Here is a 26,406-nt window from a genome sequence, read left to right on the forward strand (position 1 = left end):
TATGGGGTGAGAAGCGCATGGCGGCCCGCAAGGTCCAGATTTACCTGCCCGAAGATCGCATCCGGCAGCTGGAGACCATCCTGGCGCGGCACAGCCGCCGGTTCTGGCGCGAGACGGTCCCGGGCGGACAGGAGAAGTACACCTGCCTCGTCCAGCAGCGCTATACCGAGCGGCTGCTGGACGACCTGGAAAAGAGCTTCGCCAAGGTCCCCGGCTTCACCGCCCATGTCGAATTGCTCGAGGCGGTCATACCCTCGATCGAAGAGACGCCTGAATCCGAGTTGCCACTGCCGGAGGGCCTGGCCCCGCCGAGCGCGCTCGAACGCTATTTCAGCCGCGACCGGCTGAGCACGGACGAGATCTACGACGACATCGAGGCGAGCCTGCAACTCACCCCGTCGTACCTGCTCACCGCAACGCTTTCCGCCGTGATTGCCGGCCTCGGCATGCGCAGCGGACAGACTGCGGTGGTGATCGGGGCGATGATCATCGCCCCGCTGCTGGGCCCGACAGTGGGCATGGCGCTGGCAGCAACGGTGGGCAACCTGAAGCTGGGCCTGCGCGCCGCGCGGACACTGGCGATCGGCTGCCTGGCTTGCGTGGCGGCGGGATGGGTGCTGGGCCTGTTTCTGGAAATCGATCCGCTGGTGGACGAATTGCGCAATCGCACGCTGGTGCAACTCGCCGACGTCGCCCTGGCACTGGCTTGCGGTGCAGCAGGCGTGCTGGCCTTCAGCCGCGGTGCGTCGGCCGCACTGGTTGGCGTGATGATCGCGGTTGCGCTGGTGCCGCCACTGGCAGCGACGGGCATTTACTTCGGAGCCGGGCTCGTGGCAGCGGGCGGCAATGCCCTCTTCCTGTTCATGGTGAACCTGGTCTGCGTCAACGTGGCCGGGATCGCCACCTTCCTGCTGCAGGGCCTGCCGCCCAAGAACTGGCGCATGACCGGCACCATACTGGCCGTATGGGGCACGCTGCTGATCCTGCTGGTGTCGATGATGGCCGGGCGGATCTTCTTCGGCCTGGGTTCGTGGGATACGGTCTGGCAGTATCTCGGCAAGTAGTCACAGCGCAATGGCAACAGGCGCATCGCCCGGCTGCCATGGCTTTTCGCGCTGCATCACCGTCCTGAACAGCGGCGATTCCAGGTGGCCTGCAAGCCATTTGTGGACGTGCGGCAAGTCCTGCGCGTCGAACCATTGCCGATCATGGTTGGCGAATTGCCGGACGAAGGGAAAGATCGCGGCATCGGCCAGCCCGCGCCTGTCTCCGCACAATTGCCCCTGCCCGCCGATACGCGCATCCAGCCGTTGCAGGAACTCCAGACCCGCCGCTCGATGGGGCAGCGGGTCGCAGTCGTCGTAGCGGTTGGGATACTTGTAGCGGTCGAGCGCGCGCTTGAAGGGACCATCGCTCTGCGCGACCAGCGCCGGATCGTCGCGCTCCAGCCAGCCTTCGGGGTCGTTCCTCGCCAGCGCCCAGCGCATGACTTCCAGGCTTTCCTCGATCACCAGGCCATCACCTGGACCATCTGCCAGCACCAGCACCGGCACCGTACCCTTGGGCGAGGCTTCCAGCATGGCCTGCGGCTTGTCCGCCAGCTTGACCTCGCGCAGCTCGCAGGCCGTCCCGCTCACCACCAGCGCCAGCCGCGCGCGCATGGCATAGGGGCAGCGGCGAAAGCTGTAGAGGATGCGGTCAGTCGTCGTCATCGTCCTTCGAGGCGTGCGAGGGCAGTACCGCGCCCACGTGGGCACGCCCCGCCACAGCCGCAAGTTCTTCCTGCTTCTGGCGTTCGCGATAGGCGGCGCGCTGTTCGTCGGTGCGCTCTTCGTAGCAGGCGGGGCAGCTGACGCCTTCCTCGTAGAGCGGGGACGCCATGTCGTCCGCGCTCACCGGGCGGCGGCAGGCGAAGCACAGGCCATAGCTGCCCAAAGCCAGCCCGTGGCCCACGCTCACGCGCTGGTCGAACACGAAACACTCGCCGCGCCACATGCTTTGCTCTTCGGGCACGGTCTCAAGGTATTTCAGGATGCCGCCGTTGAGGTGGAATACCTCTTCCACCCCCTCCGCCCTGAGGAAGGCCGTGGACTTCTCGCAGCGGATGCCGCCGGTGCAGAACATCGCGACCTTCGGCTGCTTGCCCTCCCCCAGCAGACGTTCGCGCTCGGTGCGGAACCAGTCGGGGAAGTCGCGGAAGCTGGGCGTCTTGGGGTCGATGGCGCGCGCGAAGGTGCCGATGGCCACTTCGTAATCGTTGCGCGTGTCGATCACGATGGTGTCGGGATCGGCGATCAGGCCGTTCCAGTCCTGCGGATCGACATAGGTGCCCGCATTGTGCGCCGGATCGAGGTCGCCCTGCCCCATGGTGACGATCTCGCGCTTCAGCCGCACCTTCATGCGGTGGAAGGGCATCTCAACGGCGCCAGAGAACTTCACCTCGATTTGCTCGCAACCGGGCAGGAGGCGAATGTGATCCAGTACCCGCGCGATCCCGTCGTGCGACCCGGCGATGGTGCCGTTGATGCCTTCTCTCGCCAGCAGCAGCGTACCCCGGATATGGTTCTTCCGGCATGCTGCCAGCAGCGGCTCACGCAGGGCGGCCGGATCGTCAAAGGTGGCGAAACGGTAGAGCGCGGCAACGCGGATGGGCGCATTGCTGATCGGGGATGGGCTGCTCATGCGCCGCCCTTTAGCGCCCCGTTGGCAGCGGGGCCAGAGAGCGTTTGGCGCCAATGTGGGCCGCCTTGAACCCTGTCCAGCGCCATGACCGGGGCGCCAGCTGGCCTGCGGCTTTGCGGCCTGTCGATGATCCGACGCCAAGTCCTTGCAAATGTGCAGCGGATTTGCGACTCCGCGCCTAAGCAGTTGGTCCTCATGCTCGGGGGCATGGCAGGGAATACTGATCCAATATGGCGTCTCAAGAGCTTACGCAGGAACGCAAATCGACCCGCTGGAAGCGAAAACTGCGAGAGTTTTTCGGGGCTTGGGGTGTCTTCGTCCAGGGTTTCGTCGAGCATCCGGTGATGGTCGGCTCGATCATTCCTTCCTCCGGCTTCACGATCAGGAAGATGCTCGGCCCCGTCGACTGGGACCGCTGCCGGCTGTTCGTCGAATATGGTCCCGGCGTCGGCACCTTCTGCCGCCCGGTGCTCGACCAGTTGCGGCGTGACGGCACGCTGATCGTGATCGATACCAACAAGCTGTTCATCGACTACCTCAATCGCACCATCCACGACAGCCGCTTCATCGCCGTTCATGGATCGGCAGAAGATGTGGAAGAGATCATTCGCGAGCATGGTCACGACCAGGCGGATTACATCCTTTCGGGCCTGCCATTCTCCACCCTCCCGGACGGCATGGGCGGCCGCATCGCCGCCGCCACCCAACGTGCGATCAGCCCGGGCGGCGCCTTCCTGACCTACCAGTTCAGCAAGACGGCCCACGACCTGTCGGAACAGCACTTCGACCGGGTCGAAAGTGGCTTCGAATGGCTGAATATCCTTCCCTGCCACCTGGCATGGGGCTGGAAGGACAAGGCCTAGCAGGCGAGAAGCCCCCTGTGCACGGTGTCTCGCCTCGAGGCCCGGCTATCGCCCTTCCATCGTCACGACAATCTTGCCCTTGGCGTGCCCCGCTTCGAGCACGGCCATGGCTTCGCCAATCCGATCGAACGGGAAGGTGCTGTCGATCACCGGGCGCAGCTTGCCCTCGCTCGCCATGGCGGCGAGTTCGGCCAGTTCTGCCCCGCTGGGGTGCATGAACAGGTAGCGGTAGTCGACGCCTGCCTTCCTTGCCTGCATGCGGAATGTGAAGCTGGCCACCCAGAACAGCGCGGCGAGGCCGAACCCGCGCCCAAGGTCCAGCCGGGCGGTGCGTGGTTCGGGCATCCCGGCGACCGAGACCACGCGGCCGCCCCGTTTCACGATTCCGAAAGCGCGGCTAAGCGTCTCGCCACCGATCAGGTCGAAGGCTCCGTCGACCGGCTCGATCACGTCTTCGAACTTGTACCGGGTGTAGTCGACCACTTCGTCCGCGCCGAGGCTTTCGACCAGCTCGCGACCGCGCGGGCTGGCGGTGGTGACCACATGCGCGCCGAGTGCCTTGGCAATCTGGATCGCGAAAGTGCCCACCCCGCCCGCGCCGCCGGTGATGAGGACGCGGAAACCCGGCCCGACGCCCAGCTCGTCGCGCAGTGCCTGTAGCGCGGTCAGTCCCGCGAGCGGCACTGCCGCAGCCTGCACGAAGTCCAGCTCCTCCGGAATGGCAGCGAGGTGCTCTTCGGCAACCACGGCATATTCCGCGAAAGCCCCCATCCGTTCCTTGCCGACGCGCGCGAAGACCCGCTGGCCCACGGCAAAGCGTCCCGCCCCGGCGCCGCACGCCTCGACCGTACCCGCCAGCTCGTTGCCCATGACAGTGGGCAGCGGATAGCGCTGGACGACCTTGAGCATGCCCTCGCGCGTCTTGAAGTCGACCGGATTGAGCCCTGCCGCGGCCACCCGCACCAGCACTTCGCCGGGACCGGGTTCAGGCCGTGCAACGTCCTGCAAGGCGGCCTTGTCCGCTCCGCCGTAGCCGGAAAGGACGAAGGCCTTCATGTCAGATGCTGTCCGGATAGATCGGCCGGATATCGACCGGGATGTGGTCCATCTCGGCAATCACCGCCTCGGCGTGTTCGTCGAGGTGGGCATACTGTTCGAAGAAGGCAATCGTACCGTCGTAGTCGCCGGTCGCCTGCAGCATCAGTTCGGTGCGCAGCAGTTCGGTGATGCCGGACACCAGCCGATCCTCGTCGATCACGAAGTGGCCGGCGTCCTCGTCCCAGGCGTAGGCGCCGTATTCGAGCAGATAGCCGTACTGCGCCGCCGCGCCCTTGCCGTGCGCCTCCTCGATGCCGAAACGCATCGAGCGGAACAGGCCCGCGACATAGGTCGCCAGCAGTTCGCTCTTCTCGCTTTCGGGCAGTTCGCCGCGCTCCATCATGTAGAGCAGGTTGTAGATGCCCATGACATCGGCCTTGCTCTCTTCCAGCGCCGAATACTGCTCGCGCAGTTCCTCGTTCACCGTCGTCTCGCGGCCGTCGATGGTGATCGTGCCCGGGCCCAGCGAGTGGCTGAGTTCGTGGAACAGGGTGAACAGCTGCATGTACTTGCGGCTGACCAGCGCGGCCTGTTCCTGCGACAGCACCACGTCGGCGATGGGATCGAGGATCATGTCGAACTTGGCGCCCAGCACGTTGGCGAGGATCACCTTCTTCGCGCCCTTGGCTTCGCGCACGCGCTCGTCATTGGGCAGGTTGAAGGCGATGGTCTGCACGCCGGGCACGTTGTCGCCGCCGCCGTGGACCTGGTCCGCCACCGCGATGGGGCTTTCGAAGCCGCGGGCGAAATTGTGGTGCTCCTCCGGGATCGGCAGGTTGCCCTCCATGTCGCGCAGGTAGCCGACATAGCGATCCAGCGCGGCGCTTTCCTCGGGATTGCGCAGGGTGACGAAGGACTCGAAGGCGGTCTTGGTGCCGTAGAGGCGATCAGTGTAGACCTCGTAGGGGCCGATGGCGATCTCGATGGGGGTATCTTCGAGGTCCATCCAGGCCATTTCGCTTTCGAAATAGTCGTCGGTCAGGAAGCTCTCGGCGCGCAGGGTGAGGAAGCGCTTGAGGCTCTCGTTGGTGGTGATCTCGGCGGCCTCGCGCAGCAGCGCGGCGGCGGGTTCGAGGAACTCGGCATATTCGACCGAGTAGGGAATGGCGACGAAGCCGTCGCCTTCACGGCGCACAACCGTATAGGGGCTCATCAGCGCCTCGGCCTCGTCCGGGTGGGCCTCCAGGTAGGCGTCGAATTCCTCGCGCGTCAGGTCGGCAGGATAGAAGCCCGCGCCTTCGGGCCATTCGGTGTCGCCGTAGAACGGGTGGTTGTCCGCGACCGAATCCCATGGGCCGAAATGGCGGTCGAACATGTCGAGCATGTCGGCATCGCCGCCCGCTTCGATCTCGGCGCGCAGTTCGGGCAGGTTCGCCCCGCGCTGGCGCAGGTAGATCTCGTCCATGTAACCCGATGCTTCGATCAGCAGGTTGACCACCTGCTTCTCCTCGTCGGTGAGGTAGCTCGTGTCGGGCGCCATCTCGACATCCGCAATCGAGGCGCGGCTGGCGAGCATGTCGTATTCGCCGCTGACCTCTTCGGTATCGGCCGTGCAGGCCGTGATCAGGGCAATCGGGGCAGTGGCAAGCGAAAGAGCGATAAGTGCGCGGCGCATGGGAAATCCTTTGTCAGTCCGCAAAACGATCTAGCGAAGCCGGAAAGTCCTGTCTAACGCGTAAGAATATGAGTGCGCCCGATCAGAAAATTGTCGAAGATTGTGCCGGAGACCGGCTCGACTTGCTGCTTTCCAGCTATGAACGACTTGTAGGCCAACCGCTGGCTGCAAGTAGTGACGAGCTGTGGCACAACCCCGCCGCAGTTGTGGCCCACGGCACCGAAGACGATCCGCTGTTCTGCTACGGCAATGCTTGCGCGCTCACCCTGTTCAAGATGCGCGCCGGAGCCTTTGTCGGCATGCCCTCGCAGCAGTCCGCCGAACCCGAACACCAGGACGAACGCGCCGCCATGCTGGCCAGGCTGGAAGCGGATGACGTGGTGACCGGCTATTCCGGCGTGCGGATCGCTGCCGACGGCTCGCGCTTCCGCATCAACGACGCGGTGATCTGGAATATCCGCGACGAGAATGGCGGTTTGCATGGCCAGGCCGCCTGGTTCGAGGACATGGATTTCCTGGACTGAGTGACGGCGGCTCAGCCGTCGAGGTCGCGCCACTGCCAGTTGACCGCTTCGCCGGCATCGGCAGCGGTCATCTCGCTGGCTTCTTCCCATGCCTGTGCGGCCAGCACGTCGAGCAGCATGGTCTCCAGCGGGTTCACGCCGGTTGCGGCCTCTTCCACCACGCGGCGCGGGTAGAGGAAGACATTGCGCGTCGCCGTGCCCTGTTCCGGAACCGTGACCGAAGCGAACTGGAGTGCGCCCTCGACCTGCTCCACGGCGATGCGGTGTTCGCCTGCCGCGACGTCGGCGAAGCTGTAGCGGCCATCGGTATCGGTCTGCGTGACGAGGCCCAGTTCGGGCACTTCGACCGTGGCCCCGGCTACCGGCTGGGCCACCGAATCGCGCACGACGCCCGACAACTCGCCAGCATGAGCGGTGACAGGGAGAGCCACGCCGAAAAGCGTTGGGGCCAGGCAGGATGCAAGAAGGGCGGTGCGCGACATGGCTACCTGCCCAACAGCAGCAATATGACGGGTTGAAGACTCGATTACAGTCCCGCGTCATCCATGTGACACGGCGCAGGGTCTTACGAACCCGCTTGTGGCCGCAGACCAATGGGCTAAACAGTCAGGCCAAGGATTATTCAGGGATTTCCATGCTGATCGGGATCGATCTGGGCACCACCAACAGTGCCGTTGCCATCTGGCGTGACGGGGACGCCGACCTCATCGAAAACGCACTGTCCAAGGTGCTGACGCCCTCTGCCGTATCGGTCGACAAGGGCGGGCAGTCATGGGTCGGGCAAGCCGCGCTGGACCGGCTGGCGACGCAGCCGTCGGAAACGGCCACCAGCTTTAAGCGCTATATCGGCACCGAACACATCACCGCGCTGGGCAGCAAGCGCGGCAAGTGGCGCGCGGAAGACCTCTCGGCCATGGTGCTGCGCGCGCTGGTGGACGACGTGGAAGCCGCCACGGGCACGCGCCCGACCGAGGCGGTGATCACCGTGCCCGCCTATTTCAACGACAAGCAGCGCAAGGCCACCCGCCGCGCGGGCGAGCTGGCAGGGCTGGAAGTGCGCCGCCTGATCAACGAACCCACCGCCGCCGCCCTCGCCTTCGGCCTGCAGGACCGCGGCGACCGCGAACCCTTCCTCGTCTTCGACCTTGGCGGCGGCACCTTCGACGTCTCCATCGTGGAGATGTTCGACGGCATCGTGGAAGTGCGTGCCAGCGCGGGCGACAACCGGCTGGGCGGCGACGACTTCAATTCCATGCTGGTGAAGATCGCCCGGCCCGCGCTGGGCGACGAGGCCGAAAGCGCCCTGCAGCACATGGCCGCCGACAAGCGCGAAGCCCTGCTGACGCTGGCAGCAGAGAAATGCCGCCGCGCGCTGACGGAGTCCGATGCCGCCAAGTTCAGTCTCACCCTGAACGGCCAGCCGTTCGAGACCTCGGTCACCACCGAGGCTTTCGAGGAAGCCTGTGCCCCGCTGATCGCGCGCCTGCGCGAGCCGGTGGTGCGCGCCATGCGCGACTGCGGCATCCAGTCGGACGAACTGAGCGATATCGTGCTGGTGGGCGGCGCCACCCGCATGCCGGTGGTGCGCAAGGCGATCACCCGCATGTTCGGCCGCTTCCCCAATGCCAATGTCCACCCCGACCACGCCGTGGCGCTGGGCGCGGCGATCCAGGCCGGGCTGCTCGCCAGCGGCGAAGGGCTGGAGGAAATCCGCATTTCCGACGTTGCCCCCTTCACCATGGGCATCAACGTCGCCGAGCGTGACCGCACCGGACGCATCCACGACGGGCTGTTCTCGCCCATCATCCAGCGCAACACCCCCGTGCCGGTCAGCCGCGAGCAGAGCTTTTCCACCATGCACGAAAACCAGCCGAGCGTGAAACTGGAGGTCTACCAGGGCGAAGCCCGGCTGGTGCGCGACAACGTGCTGCTGGGCGAGCTGGATATCCCGGTGCCCAAGGGACCGGCGGGCAAGGAAGTGCGCGTGCGCTTCACCTACGACAGCAGCGGCCTGCTGGAAGTCGACGCCCATGTGCCCGAGACCGACCTGCGCAAGAACCTGGTGATCGCCGACGAGGAAGACCGCAAGGACAAGGCAAGCTTCGAGAAGCGCCGCAAGGAGCTGGAAAAGCTCAAGGTCCACCCGCGCGACGAGGCCGAGAATGTCGCCCTGGTGGCGCGCGCGGAGCGCATGTACGAAAGCTTCTCCGGCCCCATGCGCGACCAGATCGGGCAGATGATCCTGCAGTTCGAATCGGTGATCGAGGCGCAGGAACCGCGCGCCATCGCCGAGGCGCGCGATCAGTTCGCCGCCGTGCTCGACGAAATCGACGGCCACAGCCCGCTATGACCGCCCGCTTCCCCTGGGGCGCGCTGGGGATCGAGCCGACCAATGACCGCAAGGCCATCCGCTCCGCCTATGCCGCCAAGCTGAAGGCCATCAACCCGGACGAGGACGTCGCCGGGTTTACCCGGCTGCGCCAGGCCCGCGAGGAAGCCCTGTGGCTGGCCAAGGAAGGCCGCGCCGAGGAAGGCGGGTTTGAAGCCGAAGATTTCTTCGGCGACGCCCAGATCTTGGGGGCCGTTGATCTCAATGAAGTCACTTCGTCCGATGCCGGACCTGCCGCCCCTGTGCCCCCGCTCGACGACACCGATGCCGGTGTCAGGGAGCCGCACGACCCCAAGCCCGGCCGCTTCCTCGAAATCCTCTTCCCCGGCGGAGAATTCACCGAAGACCCGCTGACGGCGGAGGAGTACGAGGAAGCCGCCGGGCTGATGCAGGCGATCTTTGCCGATGCGCAGGGCGCCGTAATCGACAAGCAGGGCGGGATCGAGGACTGGCTGGCGCATTACCTCGCCAGCGGCTGGCCGCGCACCGGCCCGCTGGTGGAAGATGCCGTGGCCGCCTTCGGCTGGGACCGCGACGCCGGACGCATCGACGAATATGCCCCCGTGGCCTTCCTCAACGCCCGATTGCACGCGCTGACCTTCCTCAAGGAGCTGGAGCAGCCCGACCACGAGTGGCACCACGCCTATGTCGAATTGCGCAAGCCGGGGCCGCGATCGAAGCTGCCGTGGCAGGGTGCCAACATCAAGCACGTGACCGACCTGCTGGTCTACATGCGCGAGAACTACCCCGAGCTGGAAGCATACCTCGATGGCGAGCGGGTGGCCTCCTACGTCGAGCCGGACGAGGTGGGCAGCCCGTGGAAATGGGCCTTGCTGGTGGTGATCGGGCTGGTCTTCCTGTTCCGCATCGGCGCGGCGATTTCCGACAGCTCACCCCAAGCTACCTATAGCGCGCCGCCCATCGTCACCAGCCAGGCTATCCCGGCGGGCTGGAGCGAGGCGCAGCAGCAGGAGGTGATCGACGTGCTGTTCGGCCCGGCTGTCGACCTGTCCACGGTGCAGATACAGGCACCTGCCTTTGCCGAGGAGCTGATGCGCCTGGAGGATATGGGTCTTTCCGCCGACAACGCCTTGTCACTCGCGCGCAGTGACCTACGCCGCCGTGTCCTGCAGGCGGCCGCCAACGCGGAGTTTGGCGACCTGGTGTCGATCAAGCAGCATGAGCTGAACCTGATCCGCTGGCTGCGTGACAATGAAGGGGTAGAGGCCTGTGCCGCTCCCGGCATTTGGTACGGCGGGCAGGATGCCTTCGAAGGCGATGCCGAGCTGACTGTCGAAGGGCGCGATCTCGCGCGGCAGGTGCTCATGGCGCGCCTGCTGCAGGACGATCCGCCCGACTTCCCGTTGAGGGCATCGATCCCGGGTAATGTCGTGCAGGAAGTGATGGACCGCGCCGGTCTCTCGCAAGCGCAGTTCGACCAGGCCGCCCAGAACCAGGGCGACGCGGCAACCAGGTGCGCCTACCGCGTGGCACTGCTCGAAACGATCCTCCGGCGTCCGGGCACGGTCTCGGCAGACCTGCTGCGGATCGGCTGAAGCGCTGCCTCGCTAATTCACCCGCGGTGCCGGCCCCGGTGCCTCGGCCAGCTTGGCGGTCAACTTGTACCCGGCCCGGCGCGGGAACTTCACCATCAGCATCACCAGCAGGCCCACGCCGTGCAGGCCCAGCACCAGCATGAACATCGTCGGCAGGCCGCCAAGGCTGTCAGACAGACTGAACACCCAGGCCCCGATCGAAATGCCGAAGTTGGAACAGGCCATGTAAAGCGTGAACTGCGTCGCCGCGACCTTGGGATTGCTCAGCCGCATGGAGATCGGCAGCGCCGCCACGGTGATCAGGATGTCGAGCGCGTACCACGTGTAAACGAAGTAGATGAAGACGCGGGTATCACCCCACATGTCCTGCATCAGCAGCATGGATGCGCTGAAGGCCATGTAGAGCGCGAAGAAGGTGATGGTGGTGCGCTTGGCGCCGAACCGGTCGCCCAGCCAGCCGCCCAGCGCCAGGCCGATGACACCGGCGAGCAGCTGTGCCGTCCCCGCCGTCGAGGTGATCGCCGCCTCGTCCCAGCCGACGTCGTTCGCGCCGATCATCGGCATGACGGCGTTGAACATGCCGTAGTGGAACCCGCGCACCAGGAGCACCGGCAGCCATAGCAGGCTGACTGGCAGCAGCATCGACTTGAAGGTGTTCTTGAGGATCGGCAGCCATGCCCCGAGATGGATTTCGCGATTTCGCTGGTGCACCTTTCCCTCGCCCCAGGGCAGGCGTCGCTCGCCAGGCCGTTCACGCAGGAACAGCACGTAGGCCGTGATGATCGCGATAAAGCTCGCCGCCAGCAGATAGCCCGCCGCAGGGCCCATCGTGGCAATGGCAAGGCCGGTAATTCCCGTGGCAGCGGCAATACCGATATATTGCCCGCCGAACATCATCCCGCTGGCGCGGGCGCGTTCGTCCTCCTCCATGATGTCGACAGCGAGGCCGTCCACGGCCACGTCCTGGAAGGTGGTGGCCATGTTGACGGCAAAGCCTGCCAGCCCCAGCAGCAGCACATCCTTCACGCCCGGCTGGACGAAGGCACAGACCAGCAGCAACGCGATCATCACGCATTGCGCCCCTGCGATCCAGGCGCGGCGGCGGCCCATGGCGAGGAAGGTGTAGCGGTCCATGATGAAGCCGTTCACCAGCTTCAGCGTCCACGGCAGCGCGGTCAGTCCGAGGACGTAGCCGACGTCGGCCGCCGACGCACCGTTGGCGGCCATCCAGGCCGGGATCGCGGTCCAGAACAGCCCGATGGGCACGCCCTGCGCGACATAGAGGATAAACAGCGTGAACAGGCGCAACTTGCGCGATTCCGCCAGAATGAAGCTGCCGTCCGACTGTGTGCCCGCGATAAGACCCCCCTGTCTCGCGATTGGCACGACCCGCATCGGGTTATGCCCGCGCGAAAGGCCTTTGGCAATCTGGGTCTGCGGTGACTATTCGGCGGCTTCCGGAAATCCTGTAACGGCATATGGAACCTCGATCCGCGGAGGCTCACCGCTGCGGCTGATCGCATCCATTACCCTGGCGCAGAAATAGGGCCGCGAGGGCTGGTTATCGATATCTGCCCACCGCACCGGGAAGGCATCGATTTCCTGCCCCTCCCGCAGCACGCAGAAGGTACGGTCCGATTCTTCCTCGAGGTCCTCGATGTGGACCGACACGGTGCCATCCTCGTTCTCGTCGGCGGCGACGCTGCGCAGCACGAACAGGCGCGGATCGCGGTCGCCCGCAAAACCGCGCCAGGTGTCCCGCGCATTCTCGAATCGCAGGGTCATGTCGGCCAGTTCGTCGAGCTCGTGTGGATCGAGGTCCAGCGGCGTCAGGTCTTCCAGCTCTTCCGCGCGAACGGGATCGTGCAGGCGAATGTAGTCCTCGAAATTGCGAAAGGAGAGAATGTGCAGCAGCTGCTCGAAGGTGGTGCGCCCCGCGAACTCGCTGTTTTCCGTGATGTCGACCGGTTCGAAGGCGCGCTCCTCGGCCGACGTATCCTCGAGGCGCAGTCGCGTTACCGGTGGGCCGCCCGCCGGCGCATAGACCACCGGCACGATGTAGTGCGCATCCAGCGTGTAATGGCACAGCCCGCCCAGCATCGGGAGGATGTTCGGGTTGCGCTCCATCTCGGCATAGAGCCACTCGTACTGCAGCACGCAGGAGCCGAACCGGCCCGTAACCTCCTCCCAGCGCGGCGGGTGCCGGGCGTGTTCGTCGGCCTCGTTGTGGTAGTTGATCACCAGCATGTGCGCACCGCGCAGCGCCGCCTCGGCATCGGGATAGAACCCGTTCTGCGTCGCATAGCGGCCGAAGGCGTGCAGCCCGTAGACAGTGATGCAGCGACCAGCCAGTTGGCGGAAATCCGCCTCCAGCTGCGCGATGGTCACCCGCTCCGCGTTGGCGGGGGTGCAGGCCTCGACAGGTTCGCCCTCACCCTCCTGCGCCTGTGCCGGGAAAGTGACCGGGGCGGCGGCCAACATCGCGAGCAGGACGACTGCCGCGCGCCTCATACCGGGACCGCCTCAATCACGCTGTGCCCCGCCGGGTTGCGCGTCATGCGGTCGAGCCGGTAGCCGCTGGCCGCGAACAGCGCCTCGAACTCCGCAAGCCGCCGTTCGCGGCCGGTGTCCCAGATCATCATGGCAATGTCGGTTGATTGCGCCTCGTTTGGCGTCGGCACGTCCGATACGATATGGTCAATCACCGCCAGCCTGCCGCCCGGCACAATGGCCTTGCGGATGGTGGAAAGAATGTGCCGGCACTCTTCGTCATTCCAGTCGTGAAGGATTTGCTTGAGCGTGTAGAGATCGGCGGTTGGAACCTCTTCGAAGAAACTACCACCGACGACTTCGACGCGATCTGCCAGCGGTGATTCCGCGACTTGCGCGCGCGCGATTTCGGCTGTGGCCGGAAGATCAAAAAGAATACCGTTGGTGCCCGGATATTCCTCCAAGATCGCCAGCAATAGGTCCCCCATGCTGCCACCGATATCCACAACAGTCGAAAACGGTTCGAACCGGTGTTCGGCAAACAGGAAGCGCTGCACGCGCCGGGTCATCCACCCCATGAACCCACCAAAACTGGCGGCGGCATCGGGATTGCTGGAGAAGTACTCGAAGACAGGCTGTCCGAAGAAGTGTTCGAAGGGTGTGCCATCCCCTTTCAACGATTCATGCATCTTGCTGCCAGCCTTGGCGCCTAATTCCGTGCTCACAAGGTAGTCGCGCGCGTCGTGCATGACCTGCGTACGCGCGTTAGCGCTGTATGTGCCGTCCGCAGCCTTCTCGATAATTTCATGGGCGGTCAGATAATCGAGCAGACGCGCCAGCCGGTCGGCCGGCACCTGGCAACTTGCTGCCAGCACCGCAGTATCGGCAGGGCCTTCGAGCAAGCGGGATATCACCCCGGTCCGGTTCAACGCGTTGCAGGCAACCATGCACACCGCAGTGTTGTTCACGAGTTGAAACAGCGTGTCTGGATTCTCGAAATACTGGCCAAGTGCGCGAGCGTCCATAATTCCCCTCCCCCAGAAAGCGGCGGAAGTACCCGCCCGCAGAACGACCCCACTCGACGCTGCGCCATCTTACGAGCATTGTCGAACAGAATTGCCTGCTGCTAAAACCCCGCCTTCAGGCAGGTCAAACATTCCCTTGCTTGCCGTTCACACACGATCATTCCATCTAGCGGCCCAAGCATTTGCAACAGGAGCCACGGATGTCCGATCCAACCTACACTCCCCCCGCCGTCTGGCAGCCCACCGAAAGCGGCGGTGCCTTTTCCGGCATCAACCGCCCCACCGCGGGTGCGCGCCACGAAGCCGAGCTGCCTGTGGGCGAACATCCGTTCCAGCTCTATTCGCTTGGCACGCCCAACGGGGTGAAGGTGACGATCATGTTCGAAGAGCTGCTGGAAGCAGGCTTCGCGGGTGCCGAATACGACGCGTGGAAGATCAACATCGGCGCCGGCGACCAGTTCGGAAGCGGCTTCACCGCGCTCAACCCCAACGGCAAGATCCCCGCCCTGCAGGACCGTTCGGGCGAGACCCCGTTCCGCGTCTTCGAAGGCGGCGCGATCCTGATCCACCTGGCCGAAAAGTTCGACTACCTGCTGCCCAAGACCAACCCGGCCCGCGCCGAAACGCTGTCCTGGCTCAGCTGGCAGATCGGCACCGCGCCCTTCATCGGCGGCGGCTTCGGCCACTTCTACGAATATGCGCCGGAGAAGTACGAATATGCGATCAATCGCTATTCGATGGAAACCAAGCGCATCTTCGACGTCGCCAACAACCAGCTGGCCGAAACCCGCTTCCTGGCGGGTGACGAGATGACCATCGCCGACGTGGCCGCCTACCCGTGGCTGGGCAACCTCTACCACGGTGCCTACAGCGGTTCGGACAAGTTCCTGTCGCTGCACGAGAACGAGCACGTCGGTCGCTGGGTGAAGGAAATCGACGCCCGTCCGGCGGTGATCCGCGGCCGCCTGGTGAACACCAAGGCCATGCCCGAACGCCACTCGGCCGCCGATTTCGACGCAGTGGAAGACCGCAGCCTGTTCGATCCCGTCAGGAAACGTGCTGACGTGTAGTTTGTTTGCGATCCGACCTCCGTCGGATCGTCCTCGGTGCTATTCGCTCCGCTGCGCTACGCGGCACCTGCGGGTCGCGCGCTTGCGCTCGGTCGGTCGCCAGTCGCGACCGAGGTCAGCGCTAACCTGTTAGTCCCTTCCGAGAACGGGCCGCAGGCCCCCAAGGGCGACCGCCCGCCCGCAGCGGGCGCGCAGCGCAGCGGAGCGCGTCCAGCGAGGACGCTCACGCGGAGGCGTGAGCGGAAAGCAAGCAAAGCAGGCATTGCACCCCGCGTCTCGCCCGCTATATGAGCGCCGACTGCTGGGGCGTCGCCAAGTGGTAAGGCACCGCTTTTTGGTAGCGGCATTCGCAGGTTCGATCCCTGCCGCCCCAGCCAGTTACCTTCTCCCGATAGACTAAGGCCGCGCCAGCAGCGCTTCGCGCATGCCCTCGTCGGCCTGAGCCAGCACGCGCGTTTTCGCGAACGCTTCGGGGCAGTTCTCGGTAATCCAGTCGGTGATGCCTTCGCGGATATCGCAGCGCAGGTCGAACAGCGTGGGCGAATCCTTGGCGCTCATCAGCAGGCGCACTTCCTTGGCATCGCGCGTGGTTTCGGTCACCTGCACCACCTGCACGCGCCCGTCCCAGCGGGCGTTGGCCTTGACCTGCCGTTCGAATTCCTCGCGGATCGGGCCGACCTTGGCCGTGGGGTCGAGGTAGAGGAACACCGTGCCCAGCAGCTGGGCTGTGGTCTTGGTCCAGTTCTGGAACGGGGCCTCGAGAAACTTGGTGGTCGGCACGATCAGCCGCCGCTCGTCCCAGATCTTCACCACGACATAGGTGGTGCGGATATCCTCGATCCAGCCCCACTCGCCTTCGATGATCACCACGTCGTCGATATTGATGGGTTCGGTCGCGGCCATCTGCACACCCGCGATCAGTGACCGCAGCGCGGGTTGCGCGGCGGCACCTACGGCAAGGCCTGCGAGGCCAGCGGAGGCCACCAGCGTCAGCCCCACGTCACGCACACCGGGGATCGACAGCAGCATCAGTCCCACGGTGACGAAGACCACCACGAAGGTGGCCAGGCGGTTGAACATGGCAAGCTTGGTGCGCTTGCGCCGTGCTTCGAGGTTGTCGGCCACGCTGACATCCGCACTCAGCGCCATGGTCTCGACCAGCGCGTTGAGAATGGCGATCACCACCCAGCCAACCAGCGCGGGCATGACGAATCCGGCGACCTTCTGCCACACGGCTTCGAGCATGGGCAGCTCGCGCGCGGCGAGCACCACCGCAAGGGCCAGCAGGGCATAGCGCGTGGGCCGCGCCAGCCGCCGAAGCACGATATCGTCGGCCTTGCTGTCGCTGACCTTGGCCAGCCGCCGCAGCCCCCGGAACACCAGCCAGTGGACCACCAGCGCCAGGACAATCGCAGCCGATGCTATGGTCAGCGCCTGCATGAGCTGCGGCAGCAGTTCGCTGTTATCCTCGAACAAGGCAGTAATGGCGTCGGGCATCGGTGCTCCTCTTGGCGAGTATCCGGCTGCCTTTCGTGCGTCCCGCTCCCAAAGCGTCGCAACCAATCAATGGAGAGGGTAACGCGAAGTTCCGCCCAGCTCAAATCCGGGCTCAACTTTGCGGCTTGGGAGCGCTCCTGCGGGCCGCGATCACGAAGCCGGTAATGCTCACGAGGCTGCTGCCCAGCACCACCAGCGTCGCGCCCACTGCGCCGAACCCTTCGATCAGCCACGGCAGGGCGATCAGGCCGAGGGCCACGGGAACGGCACGGATCACGAAATTGGTGATCGCCTTGCCGCGCGCCACCAGCAGCGCCTCGAGGCTGGCTCCCGCCAGCTCCACCGAAGCTGCGGCCGCCAGGATAAGCATGGGCACGAAGGCGGCGAGGTATTCCTCGCCCGCGATGGCCATGATGATCCACTCGCCCGCGAAGTATCCCAGCGCGATGACGAAGACCCCGGTGATCACCGCGATACGGGTGATCTTGGTGACCAGCAGCTTGGCATTCTCCGGATTGCGCACGAGTTCCGGATAGACCGCCCGCAGCAGGGCCTGGGCGAGCTTGAGCAGGCCTTCGCCCAGCTGTGAGGCAACGCGGTAGATGCCCGCCAGCGCGGGGCCGCCCAGCACGCCGGTCAGCAGTACCAGCAATTGCCGGCTGGCCACGCTGAGCATGCCGGACAGGCTGGTGCCCGCGACGAAGGACCAGGCGCTTTCGCCCACCGCCTTGCGCTCGCGCGGCAGGCGGCTGAGGCTTATGCGGCCGAGGTGAATCGGCTCGGTCGTGGCCGCCAGCCGCCAGTACATGGCCGCCGTGGCGACCTCTGCCGTGCCCCAGACGATCAGGAAGCTCTGGATCGAAGGGTGCCAGAAGATCACGAAGACCGCACCGATCACGCGCACGATGGAGGTCGTCGCATCGGCCAGCGCGGCGCGCGCATAGCGGTCGTGCAGGCGCAAGAGGCCCGTGGGCGTCGAGCGGATCGACAGCAGCGAGGCGAGTGTGAACAGGAAGGTCGGGAAGCGCATGGCATCGGGCAGCAGCAGCCAGTCGCCCGCGAAGCCGAGTATCAGGCCCGCAAGCGTGGCGCCCACCAGCACGGTGGTGCCGTCGAGCGCGAGGGCGAAGCCGGTGGCGGTCTTGCGCTGATCCGCGTCCTGCCCCCAGCGAATGATCGATTGCCAGGTCTGGAAGCTGGTGAAACCGACGATCAGCTGCGCGAAGGTGAAGGCGATCACGAACAGGCCGAACCGCTCCGGCCCCAGTTCGCGCGTTGCCAGCGCCAGGTAGACAAGGCTGAGCACGGCGTTCACCGCGCGCGCGCTCATCAGCCAACCGGTATTCTGGAGCGCACGACGCAACATCAGCCGCCCCTGCCCCAGTCCGGCAAGAATTGCAAAAACCACGGGCCCAAGTCACAGTCGGCCTCCACAGGAGAGCGACAATGGCGATACCCACCGCGCGGCTGGCATTCATGAAGCTGCACACCGGCGACCTCGAGGCGGCGACCGCCTTCTGGCAGGCGGCCTTCGGCTTTACCGTCACCAATTCCTACGACGTCGAGGCCTTCCGCGAGAACATCATGGCCCTGCCGGGGCAAATGGAAAGCGGGCCGCAGCTGATGCTGGTGGAGCCCAAGCCGCGGGCACCGCAGCCGGTGGGTCCGGGCCACGGACCGCTGGGGCTGGTGGTGGTCGATATTGCCGCCAGCCAGGCCCACGCCATCGCCAGCGGAGCGGAAGAGATCATGCCGCCCACCGACGTCGGCGGCGTGATCGTATCCTTGCTCAGGGCGCCCGAAGGCCACGAGATCGAGCTGGTCCAGCCGCTCGTCTAGCTGGCGCGCTTTCCGGCGCGCCCGCCGATCACCCCGCCGTTGACCACGCCCAGCGTGAACACCAGCGCGGCGATGATCAGCGCCGGGATCGCGGTGAGGCCGAGGATCACGTCGAGCGACAACCGCTCCTCCAGCGCGATGCCGCCGAGGATCGGGAAGACGATCCCGCCCAGGCGGCCGGTCGCCCCTGCCCAGCCGATCCCGGAGGACCGCATTTCGGGCGGGTAACTGAGCGTCGCGAGGTTGTTGATCCCGGTCTGCCCGCCGACCTGGGCGAAGTTCCACACCACGATCGCGGTGACGAAGGCAATCGCCACTTCCGGCGGGATATGGCCGAGCGAGAAGATCGCGATGGCATCGATGATGAAGTAGCTGGCAATCAGCCAGTAGGGGTTCATCCGGTCCATCAGCCAGCCCATCACCAGCGTGCCCGAAGCGCCGCCGATGTAGCCGATCACCATGTAGAAGGCGAAAGTCTCCAGCGGCATGCCGGTGAATTCGTACATGTAGGTGGCCATGTAGTTCGCCAGCACGGCGATATTGCCGAGGCTGAAGAAGCACAGCGAGAACAGCAGGATCGTCTGCATGCGGTAGCGCGGGCCGAACATGGCGAGCGGGCCGAACTTCGACACCTCTTCCTGGTCACCCAGGTAGAAGGACGTGCCGGGGGCAAGCTGCAAGTTGGGATCACGCTGTTGCAGGGTCTGGGCAACAGTGGGGTCGTTCGGATTGCGGTTCACGCGGAAGGACAGGCTCTCCGGGACCAGCAGCAGCAGGAGCATTGCTGCCAGCGGCACGACGCCGCCGACGATGAAGAAGCCTTCCCAGCCGAGGTCGTCGAGGAACCAGCTCACCATCACCCCGCTGCCGAGGTTGCCGCCCGAGAAGCACACCAGCGCGATTGCCATGAACAGCGCGCGCTTGCGCTTGGGGGTCGCCTCCGAAAGAAAGGCCAGGCCCACGGGCAGCATGGCGGAGAAGAAGATGCCAGAGATGCCACGCAGCCAGGTGAGCATTTCGAAACTGGTCGACCATGCCGCCCACAGCGACAGGCTGCCGAAACCGAGCAGGCACAGCGCCAGCACCGGCTTGCGCCCGATCTTGTCTGCCAGCGGCGGCATGACCAGCGCGCCGGCGAACATGCCGATCTGCTGGTATTTCACCACCGGGTTCATGTCGACCGAAGTGCCGCCCAGCCCTTCGGCAATGGCGGGCAGGATCTTGCCGAGGAAGTACATGTCGAAGCCGTCGAGGAACAGCACGACCGAGACGATCACCAGCGTCGCGATATGGCGCGGCCTGATGGGCTGGTCGTCAATGAACTGGGCCACGTCAAAGCGTGGGCCTTCAACCGGTTGCGTGGCCATGTCCTCTCCCTTGGCGGAGAGCTTGACCATGTAGGAGTTGATCCGTCAATACGCTGGTTGCAGCGGTTCCTGTGGATGGTTGGGGACAAGGATCAGCTCGCCCGCCTCGATGCGCACTTCGGCCAGTCGGCTGAGCAGGTTCATGCCGATGACATTGGTCTCGCCCAGCCCCGGCGCGATCACCGCGTCCAGCCCGCGCGCCGCGACATTGCCGAAGCGCAGCTCGTCGATATTGGTCATGTCGGCGGAGACCGCACCGTTGGCAGTCTGCAGGCGGATTGGCAGCCCGCCCTGCCGCGCCTCGAGTCCAGCCAGGGCCGCCGTCCGGTCCGAAACGGCAGTCAGCGTGGCGCCGGTGTCGACCATGAACAGCGTGCGGTGGCCGTTCACGTCGGCCTCCAGCCAGAAGTGCCCGTCGGCCGCCATCGGAACGCGGGTTTCGCCTCCCTCCACCACCTGCTCGGGATAGCCGATCTGGGGAATGGCCATGGAAAAGCGCGGATCGAAGCGAGAAAGCTGCAATACCACCAGCAGCAGGACACCGATAAGTGTCAGCGTGCTGGCATAACGCAGGGTTCGGCCCAGCGCGGGCAGGCGCGAAATCACGATCGATCCGAGCACCCCCAGCACCATGGCCCCGACGGCGAGCATCAACAGGCCCGACTGCGAAAACTGGCTGATCGAATGGCCCAGCTGGTCGAAGACGGGTGAGAGGTCCATGGGCAGCTATATAGCGCCAGTTCCGGCAAAATGCGACATCATGGCGCGGCGCGCGCCACCGTTGCCTTGGCCAGGATCAACGAGAAGCGGTCCTGCGCGTCGGTCCACCGCGCTACGGGAGTCCAGTGTCCTGCCAGCAGCAGGGTATTGCCGCTGCGATAGTCGAACTTGTGACTGTTCTCGGTGTGGATGCTCTCGCCCTCCTGCATGACGAAGCTCTCGCCTGCGACTTCGAATTCCACGTCAGCTTGTGCCACGGCATGCATCTCGATCCGGGCATAGGTGTCGACCCAGCGCGCTTCGTGGCGAAACTGTTCGACCGGGATGGTGCCGCCCAGCTCGCGGTTGATCCGGCGCAGCAGGTTGAGGTTGAACTCGGCAGTAACGCCCGCCGCATCGTCGTAGGCGGCTTCCAGCACGGCCTCGTCCTTGATCAGGTCCATGCCGATCAGCAGCATGGCCTCTGTCCCAAGGGTGGCGCGCATCTCGCGCAACAGGTCCACCGCCGTGCGCGGCACCATGTTGCCGATGGTGGAGCCGGGGAAGAAGCCGAGCTTGGGCATGTCCGCCACCTCGGCAGGCAATTCCACGCGCTTGGTGAAGTCCGCCTCTACCGGGTGGACCGGCAGGCCGGGAAACTTGCCCGACAGTTCGGCTGCTGCCGCACGCAGGAAATCGCCGGCAATATCGAGCGGGACATAGGCCCCCGGGTCGATGGCCTTGAGCAGCAGGGGCGTCTTCACCGACGAGCCGCTGCCGAATTCGACCACGGCGCGACCCGCCCCGATCAGTTCGGCAAATTCCTCTCCGCGCGCTTCGAGGATCTCGGTCTCGGCGCGGGTCGGGTAATATTCGGGAATCTGCGTGATGTCCTCGAACAGCTGCGATCCGGCATCGTCGTAGAGCCAGCGCGCGGGAATCGCCTTCTGCCGCTGCGACAGGCCGGTGAGCACGTCGTCGCGAAAGGCCACGACGACCCCTTCCTCGTCGCGCTCGACGAGCTGGATACCTTCGTTCTGGGTCATCAGACGTCCTTTGCGAGGCGCAGTCCGGTGAACTGCCAACGCTGCTGGGGGTAGAAGAAATTGCGATAGCTCGCGCGCGAGTGGCCGCGCACCGTGGCGCAGCTGGCGCCTTTCAGCACCCATTGTCCGGCCATGAACTTGCCGTTGTACTCGCCCACCGCGCCTTCGGCAGGCTGGAAGCGCGGGTACGGCAGGTAGCCGGAGCGGGTGAACTGCCAGACGTCGCCGAATAGCTCACCTGTGCCGACAGGCTGCGGAGGAGCCGCTGCATCGAGCTGGTTACCGGCCCCGGCGCTGAACCGCTGCGCCGTATCGGCCGCGTCCTGGCCCCGGGCAACGGCTTCCCACTCGAACTCGGTCGGCAGGCGGCAACCTGCCCATGCGGCGAAGGCATCGGCTTCGTAATAGGAGATGTGGCTGACGGGAGCGTCAGGATCGCGCGGCTGCCAGCCGGCGTGGGTGAACTGCTCGTCCCCGCGCCAGTAGAGCGGCGCGGTGATCGTGCACCGTTCCAGCCAGGCCCAGGCGTCGGAAAGCCACAGGCGGTGGTCCGAATAGCCGCCGTCAGCGATGAAGGCATCCCATTCGCCGTTGGTCACCAGCCGGCGCGACAGGGCGAAGGGTTCCAGCAGCACGCGGTGGGCGGGGCCTTCGTTGTCGAAGGCAAAGCCATCCCCCTGGTGGCCGATCTTGGCGATACCGCCGGGATGTTCGATCCAACCGTCGTCCTGTGTCGCAGGCACGGCAGGTGCCCTGTCCCACATGGCCGGACCCAGCGGGTTCTTCGACAAGGCGTGCTTGATGTCGGTCAGCAGCAGTTCGATGTGCTGTTGCTCGTGGGCGATGCCCAGTTCGATCAGGTCGGCATGGCACGGATCGTCCATTAGAGCCTGCATGGCGTCATCGACATGGGCGCGCCAGTCCAGCACCTCGGCCAGCGTCGGGCGCGTCAGCAGGCCGCGGTTGCGGCGCAGGATGCGCTCGCCCTCGGCCTCGTAATAGGAGTTGAACAGGAACGGCCAGCGTTCGTCGTGCAGGCGGTAGCCGGGCGCGTGATCGCGCAGCAGGAAGGTCTCCCAGAACCACGTCGTGTGCGCCGCGTGCCACTTGGCGGGCGAGGCATCTTCCATCGACTGGATCGTGGCATCGGCCTCGCTGAGCGGTTCGAGCAGGCTTTCGGTCAGCTGCCGGGTTGCGGCAAAACGCTCCGCAAGGCTGGCATGGCCATGGTCATTAGTTGGGCGGCTACTGGCTTGGGGCAAGGCCCTCTCCCGTGATCGGTGTCTATCCGTCCTACGCATGAATGACGCATCGGGTTTCGGATTTAAAGCCCGATCAGGGCAATTTCGTCAGGCGGCCTGATTCACCCGGTTCCGCCCGCCTTCCTTGGCGTCATAGAGCGCGGCGTCGGCCCGGGCGAGCAGGCTCTCCGGCGTATCGCCCCTGCGAAAGTGCGCGATTCCGATGCTGATCGTGACCGCCGGCAAGGCCGCATTCTCGGTGCCGGTTTCCACCGATTCACGCAGCCGCTCGGCCAGCCGCGCAGCGGATTCGTCCGGCAGGGCGGGCAGCAGCCACACGAACTCCTCGCCACCGATCCGGCCCACGAGATCTCCCGCACGCGCTTGCCGGCGCGCCAGTTCGGCGACGCGGACCAGCACCTCGTCACCCGTCTGATGACCGTAAAGATCGTTCACCCGCTTGAAGTGGTCGATATCGAAAATAATCGCAGTGAGCGTTCCGCCGCGCTTCCCGGCCACATCCACCATGTTGCCCAGCCGCCCGAAGGTGCAGCGCCGGTTCGACAGGTTGGTCAGCGCATCGGTATTGGCCAGCTTCTGCGCTTCCGCCGCCAGCCGCACGGCCCGCCCGCGCGCCAGTTCGAGAGCCTCTTCACGGCGGATCTGCTCGGTTACGTCCATGGCCACGCCGAAAACGGCCACCCGGTGGCCCGCGTCGTCAAATTCGTTGAGCACCGACATCCGCAGGATGCGCTCCGGACCATCCGGCGGCTTGATCGGATAGTTGAAACTGTAGGTTTCGCGGGCATCGCGATTGGCAGCAATCGGGCCGAACAGCTGTTCGCCGCCATCGCGCAGCAGCCCGGTCAGATCGCCCGGATCAGGCGCCAGTGACCGCGGCAGGCCGTTCAGCTCGAGCATCCGGTGCGACCAGTCCTGTTTGCCGGTGACAAGGTCGAGCCGCCAGCGGCCGATGCCGGCGGTTTCCTCGGCAAGGTCGAAATGCACCAGGCTCTCGTGCATCCGCAGGTTGCGCTCGATCAGCGTGTCCTGCAGCTCCTCGCGCTTCAGGATCATGGCGGCGACCGGCAGGGCCGTGGCCAGCATGGTCAGCAGCCAGAACTGCAGCACCAGCGTCGCCTGTGCCGGCGGCAGGTCGAGCGCGGGCATGGGTGATTGCCCGCCAAGGCTGAGAATGGTGGCGACCAGGGCATAGGCGAGGATCACCAGTGCGCTGGCCATGGTGCCGAGACGCACCGTGGTCAGCACCATGGCCGCCACCAGCAGCGGCATCAGCGCGACATGCTGCACATGCAGGACAATTGCGGCCAAGGCGGCGCAGGCGAGGAGCGGCATGAGGAAGGACCGGTCGAATCCGAGCAGCCGCCCATTGACGCCGAAGCGGAGCAAGGGCCGCAGTCGCAGGAAGACCGGCGTCAGGGTCAGGATCCCCAGCACATTGGTGAGGAACCACCACGAAATGTCGGCAAAACTCTGTTCGGCACGGAAGGGCCAGGCCACGATCGCACCAACCAGCCCGCCGGCCAGGGCTGCGGCGAACAACCCGGCCACGTGCCAGGTCCCGCGTGGCACGTTGAAGCGCCCGCCAAGCACGGCAATACGGATACTGGCCACCACGACGGCCTGCAGCAGGCTGGCGACCGAGTAGGCAATGGCAGGCACGACCGGGCTGCCGGTAGACCAGATTGCCAGCGCCTGGGCCGGCAGCAGGACGGCGGCCAGCATGGGCCAGCGCTGGCGCGGAAGAGCGTGGAATGCCGCCACCGCCAGGGCAGCGGGGGCCCATAACAGCAGCACGGCACCGAAGCGGTCGCGCAAGGCCACGCTGGCCAGTGCAAGCACTGCCCAGACAAGGCCGATCAGCAACGGCTCGCGGATGCTCCGCACGAAACGCAAGGCGTTCTCCCAATGGATTTCCCATCGGGCGTACCGCAGATAAGTTAAGTTAACGCTCGCCGCGGCTTTAGGGAATTGCCCCTATTCGCCGTGCGTCGGGCAATCAGGCGGCGTCCTGCCGTGCTTCGCCCAGCTCGAGGTTGAGCATTTCGGCAAGCAGGAAGGCCAGCTCCAGCGACTGCGCGGCGTTGAGACGCGGGTCGCAATGCGTGTGGTAGCGATCGGCCAGGCCTTCGTCGGTGATGGCCACGGCGCCACCGGTGCACTCGGTCACGTCCTGCCCGGTCATCTCGACATGGATGCCGCCAGCGTGGGTGCCTTCCGCGCGGTGCACGGCAAAGAAGCCGCGCACTTCCGACAGGATGCGGTCGAACGGACGGGTCTTGTAGCCGCTCTCCGCCTTGATGACGTTGCCGTGCATCGGGTCGCAGGACCAGACCACCGGGTGGCCTTCGCGCTTGATCGCGCGCACCAGCGGCGGCAGGCCTTCCTCGACCTTGCCCGCGCCGAAACGGCTGATCAGGGTGATGCGGCCGGCCTCGCGTGCGGGATTGAGGATGTCGAGCATCTCCAGCAGCGCGTCGGGCTCCAGGCTGGGGCCGCACTTCACGCCGATGGGGTTGTTCACGCCGCGCAGGAATTCCACGTGGGCAGAGTCGATGAAGCGCGTGCGGTCACCGATCCACAACATGTGGGCCGAGGTGTCGTACCAGTCGCCGGTCAGCGAATCCTGCCGCGTCATGGCCTGTTCGTAAGGCAGCAGCAGGGCTTCGTGGCTGGTGTAGAAGGTGGCCGTCTTCAGCTGCGGCTGGGTTTCGATATCCACCCCGCAGGCTTCCATGAAGTCCAGCGCCTCGCCGATGCGGTCGGCAATGGACTTGTACTGGTCGGCCCAGGGGCTGCGGCCCATGAAATCCAGCGTCCACTGGTGCACCTGGCGCAGGTTGGCATAGCCGCCGCCCGCGAAGGCGCGCAGCAGGTTGAGCGTTGCCGCCGCCTGCGAATAGGCGCGCAGCATGCGCTGCGGATCGTTGGTGCGCGATTCGGGCGTGAACTCGATGCCGTTGACGTTGTCGCCGAAGTAGCTCGGCAGCGTCACGTCACCCTGCGTTTCCGTGTTCGAGCTGCGCGGCTTGGCGAACTGGCCGGCCATGCGGCCCACCTTCACCACCGGCAGCTTGCTGGCGAAGGTCAGCACGGCGGCCATCTGCAGGATCACGCGGAAAGTGTCGCGGATGTTGTCCGGGTGGAATTCGGCGAAGCTCTCCGCGCAGTCGCCGCCCTGCACGAGGAAGGCCTTGCCCGCCGTTACCTCGCCCAGCGCCGCCTTCAGGTTGCGCGCCTCACCGGCAAAGACCAGCGGCGGGAACCCGGCGAGTGCGCGCTCGGCTTCGGCCAGCGCGGCTGCGTCTTCGTATTCGGGCAGGTGCTTTGCGACAAAGCGATCCTGCTTCCAGCTCTCGGGGGTCCAGTTCTGTGCCACTGTAA

At 65.5% G+C, this 26,406-nt stretch carries 23 protein-coding genes and 1 tRNA gene; 8 read left to right on the forward strand and 16 right to left on the reverse strand.

Going from position 1 to position 26,406, the window contains the following annotated elements:
- Positions 1-17 precede the first annotated feature (17 nt).
- Positions 18-1,064: a TIGR00341 family protein gene (locus AAEO60_RS08735; protein ID WP_341673264.1), complete on the forward strand. Its 1,047-nt coding sequence runs from the start codon at positions 18-20 to the stop codon at positions 1,062-1,064.
- On the opposite strand, the gene AAEO60_RS08740 is transcribed toward AAEO60_RS08735, so the two are convergent.
- Complete coding sequence (locus AAEO60_RS08740) at positions 1,065-1,712, reverse strand: glutathione S-transferase (protein WP_341673265.1); 648 nt, start codon at positions 1,710-1,712, stop codon at positions 1,065-1,067.
- Positions 1,699-2,682, reverse strand: coding sequence for an oxygen-dependent tRNA uridine(34) hydroxylase TrhO (gene trhO / locus AAEO60_RS08745; RefSeq protein WP_341673266.1), 984 nt, complete (start codon positions 2,680-2,682; stop codon positions 1,699-1,701). Before trhO ends, AAEO60_RS08740 begins: the two co-directional genes overlap by 14 nt.
- 230 nt (positions 2,683-2,912) lie before the next feature.
- Here trhO and AAEO60_RS08750 point away from each other — a divergent pair, with 230 nt between their 5' ends.
- Positions 2,913-3,545, forward strand: coding sequence for a class I SAM-dependent methyltransferase (locus AAEO60_RS08750; RefSeq protein WP_341673267.1), 633 nt, complete (start codon positions 2,913-2,915; stop codon positions 3,543-3,545).
- A 45-nt stretch (positions 3,546-3,590) separates the two neighbouring features.
- On the opposite strand, the gene AAEO60_RS08755 is transcribed toward AAEO60_RS08750, so the two are convergent.
- Complete coding sequence (locus AAEO60_RS08755; protein ID WP_341673268.1) at positions 3,591-4,601, reverse strand: NADP-dependent oxidoreductase; 1,011 nt, start codon at positions 4,599-4,601, stop codon at positions 3,591-3,593.
- Position 4,602: 1 nt separating this feature from the next.
- Entirely contained in the window at positions 4,603-6,258 is a 1,656-nt protein-coding gene (locus AAEO60_RS08760; protein ID WP_341673269.1) for a dipeptidyl-peptidase 3 family protein, read from the reverse strand.
- Positions 6,259-6,326: 68 nt separating this feature from the next.
- Between AAEO60_RS08760 and AAEO60_RS08765 the strand changes: the two genes are divergently transcribed.
- The gene (locus tag AAEO60_RS08765) at positions 6,327-6,782 is read left to right on the forward strand and encodes an MEKHLA domain-containing protein (RefSeq protein ID WP_341673270.1); all 456 of its coding nucleotides are present in this window, start codon (positions 6,327-6,329) and stop codon (positions 6,780-6,782) included.
- An 11-nt stretch (positions 6,783-6,793) separates the two neighbouring features.
- Here AAEO60_RS08765 and AAEO60_RS08770 read toward each other — a convergent pair whose 3' ends face one another.
- Positions 6,794-7,213 (reverse strand): carboxypeptidase regulatory-like domain-containing protein, encoded by a 420-nt coding sequence (locus AAEO60_RS08770; RefSeq protein WP_341673271.1) that lies wholly within the window; start codon positions 7,211-7,213, stop codon positions 6,794-6,796.
- A 203-nt stretch (positions 7,214-7,416) separates the two neighbouring features.
- Here AAEO60_RS08770 and AAEO60_RS08775 point away from each other — a divergent pair, with 203 nt between their 5' ends.
- Positions 7,417-9,132, forward strand: a complete 1,716-nt coding sequence (locus AAEO60_RS08775; protein ID WP_341673272.1) for an Hsp70 family protein — start codon at positions 7,417-7,419, stop codon at positions 9,130-9,132.
- Positions 9,129-10,727, forward strand: a complete 1,599-nt coding sequence (locus tag AAEO60_RS08780) for a hypothetical protein (protein WP_341673273.1) — start codon at positions 9,129-9,131, stop codon at positions 10,725-10,727. Before AAEO60_RS08775 ends, AAEO60_RS08780 begins: the two co-directional genes overlap by 4 nt.
- A 12-nt stretch (positions 10,728-10,739) precedes the next feature.
- Here AAEO60_RS08780 and AAEO60_RS08785 read toward each other — a convergent pair whose 3' ends face one another.
- The 3 genes from AAEO60_RS08785 to AAEO60_RS08795 are packed head-to-tail and all read right to left on the reverse strand — an operon-like array spanning position 10,740 to position 14,242.
- Positions 10,740-12,122: an MFS transporter gene (locus tag AAEO60_RS08785; RefSeq protein ID WP_341673274.1), complete on the reverse strand. Its 1,383-nt coding sequence runs from the start codon at positions 12,120-12,122 to the stop codon at positions 10,740-10,742.
- Between the two features lie 48 nt (positions 12,123-12,170).
- The gene (locus AAEO60_RS08790; protein WP_341673275.1) at positions 12,171-13,238 is read right to left on the reverse strand and encodes a hypothetical protein; all 1,068 of its coding nucleotides are present in this window, start codon (positions 13,236-13,238) and stop codon (positions 12,171-12,173) included.
- Positions 13,235-14,242 carry a methyltransferase gene (locus AAEO60_RS08795; RefSeq protein ID WP_341673276.1) on the reverse strand — a complete coding sequence of 336 codons (1,008 nt, stop codon included), beginning with the start codon at positions 14,240-14,242 and terminating at the stop codon, positions 13,235-13,237. The genes AAEO60_RS08790 and AAEO60_RS08795 overlap by 4 nt, the downstream gene beginning before the upstream one ends.
- A 200-nt stretch (positions 14,243-14,442) precedes the next feature.
- Here AAEO60_RS08795 and yghU point away from each other — a divergent pair, with 200 nt between their 5' ends.
- Entirely contained in the window at positions 14,443-15,312 is an 870-nt protein-coding gene (gene yghU, locus AAEO60_RS08800; protein ID WP_341673277.1) for a glutathione-dependent disulfide-bond oxidoreductase, read from the forward strand.
- 302 nt (positions 15,313-15,614) lie between these two features.
- Positions 15,615-15,689 (forward strand) — tRNA-Gln (locus AAEO60_RS08805).
- A gap of 19 nt (positions 15,690-15,708) precedes the next feature.
- On the opposite strand, the gene AAEO60_RS08810 is transcribed toward AAEO60_RS08805, so the two are convergent.
- Both AAEO60_RS08810 and AAEO60_RS08815 read right to left on the reverse strand, forming a co-directional pair.
- On the reverse strand, positions 15,709-16,809 hold the full coding sequence (locus tag AAEO60_RS08810) for a mechanosensitive ion channel family protein (protein WP_341673278.1): 1,101 nt from the start codon (positions 16,807-16,809) through the stop codon (positions 15,709-15,711).
- A gap of 112 nt (positions 16,810-16,921) precedes the next feature.
- The gene (locus tag AAEO60_RS08815) at positions 16,922-18,175 is read right to left on the reverse strand and encodes a lipopolysaccharide biosynthesis protein (protein WP_341673279.1); all 1,254 of its coding nucleotides are present in this window, start codon (positions 18,173-18,175) and stop codon (positions 16,922-16,924) included.
- Positions 18,176-18,255: 80 nt separating this feature from the next.
- On the opposite strand from AAEO60_RS08815, the gene AAEO60_RS08820 reads away from it, so the two are divergent.
- Complete coding sequence (locus tag AAEO60_RS08820) at positions 18,256-18,648, forward strand: VOC family protein (RefSeq protein ID WP_341673280.1); 393 nt, start codon at positions 18,256-18,258, stop codon at positions 18,646-18,648.
- Here AAEO60_RS08820 and AAEO60_RS08825 read toward each other — a convergent pair.
- The 6 genes from AAEO60_RS08825 to AAEO60_RS08850 form a co-directional block, all read right to left on the reverse strand.
- The gene (locus AAEO60_RS08825) at positions 18,645-20,045 is read right to left on the reverse strand and encodes an MFS transporter (RefSeq protein ID WP_341673281.1); all 1,401 of its coding nucleotides are present in this window, start codon (positions 20,043-20,045) and stop codon (positions 18,645-18,647) included. The two genes, AAEO60_RS08820 and AAEO60_RS08825, sit on opposite strands and share 4 nt — an antisense overlap.
- A 15-nt stretch (positions 20,046-20,060) precedes the next feature.
- Positions 20,061-20,735, reverse strand: a complete 675-nt coding sequence (locus AAEO60_RS08830) for a retropepsin-like aspartic protease family protein (protein ID WP_341673282.1) — start codon at positions 20,733-20,735, stop codon at positions 20,061-20,063.
- A gap of 38 nt (positions 20,736-20,773) precedes the next feature.
- Entirely contained in the window at positions 20,774-21,760 is a 987-nt protein-coding gene (gene egtD / locus AAEO60_RS08835) for an L-histidine N(alpha)-methyltransferase (RefSeq protein WP_341673283.1), read from the reverse strand.
- Positions 21,760-23,061: an ergothioneine biosynthesis protein EgtB gene (gene egtB / locus AAEO60_RS08840; RefSeq protein WP_423970119.1), complete on the reverse strand. Its 1,302-nt coding sequence runs from the start codon at positions 23,059-23,061 to the stop codon at positions 21,760-21,762. Before egtB ends, egtD begins: the two co-directional genes overlap by 1 nt.
- 48 nt (positions 23,062-23,109) lie before the next feature.
- Positions 23,110-24,909 carry a sensor domain-containing diguanylate cyclase gene (locus AAEO60_RS08845; RefSeq protein ID WP_341673564.1) on the reverse strand — a complete coding sequence of 600 codons (1,800 nt, stop codon included), beginning with the start codon at positions 24,907-24,909 and terminating at the stop codon, positions 23,110-23,112.
- Between the two features lie 112 nt (positions 24,910-25,021).
- Entirely contained in the window at positions 25,022-26,401 is a 1,380-nt protein-coding gene (locus tag AAEO60_RS08850; protein ID WP_341673285.1) for a class II 3-deoxy-7-phosphoheptulonate synthase, read from the reverse strand.
- Positions 26,402-26,406 lie beyond the last annotated feature (5 nt).

The sequence above is a fragment of the Aurantiacibacter gilvus genome (genome assembly GCF_038289935.1).
GTDB classification, from domain to species: domain Bacteria; phylum Pseudomonadota; class Alphaproteobacteria; order Sphingomonadales; family Sphingomonadaceae; genus Alteraurantiacibacter; species Alteraurantiacibacter gilvus.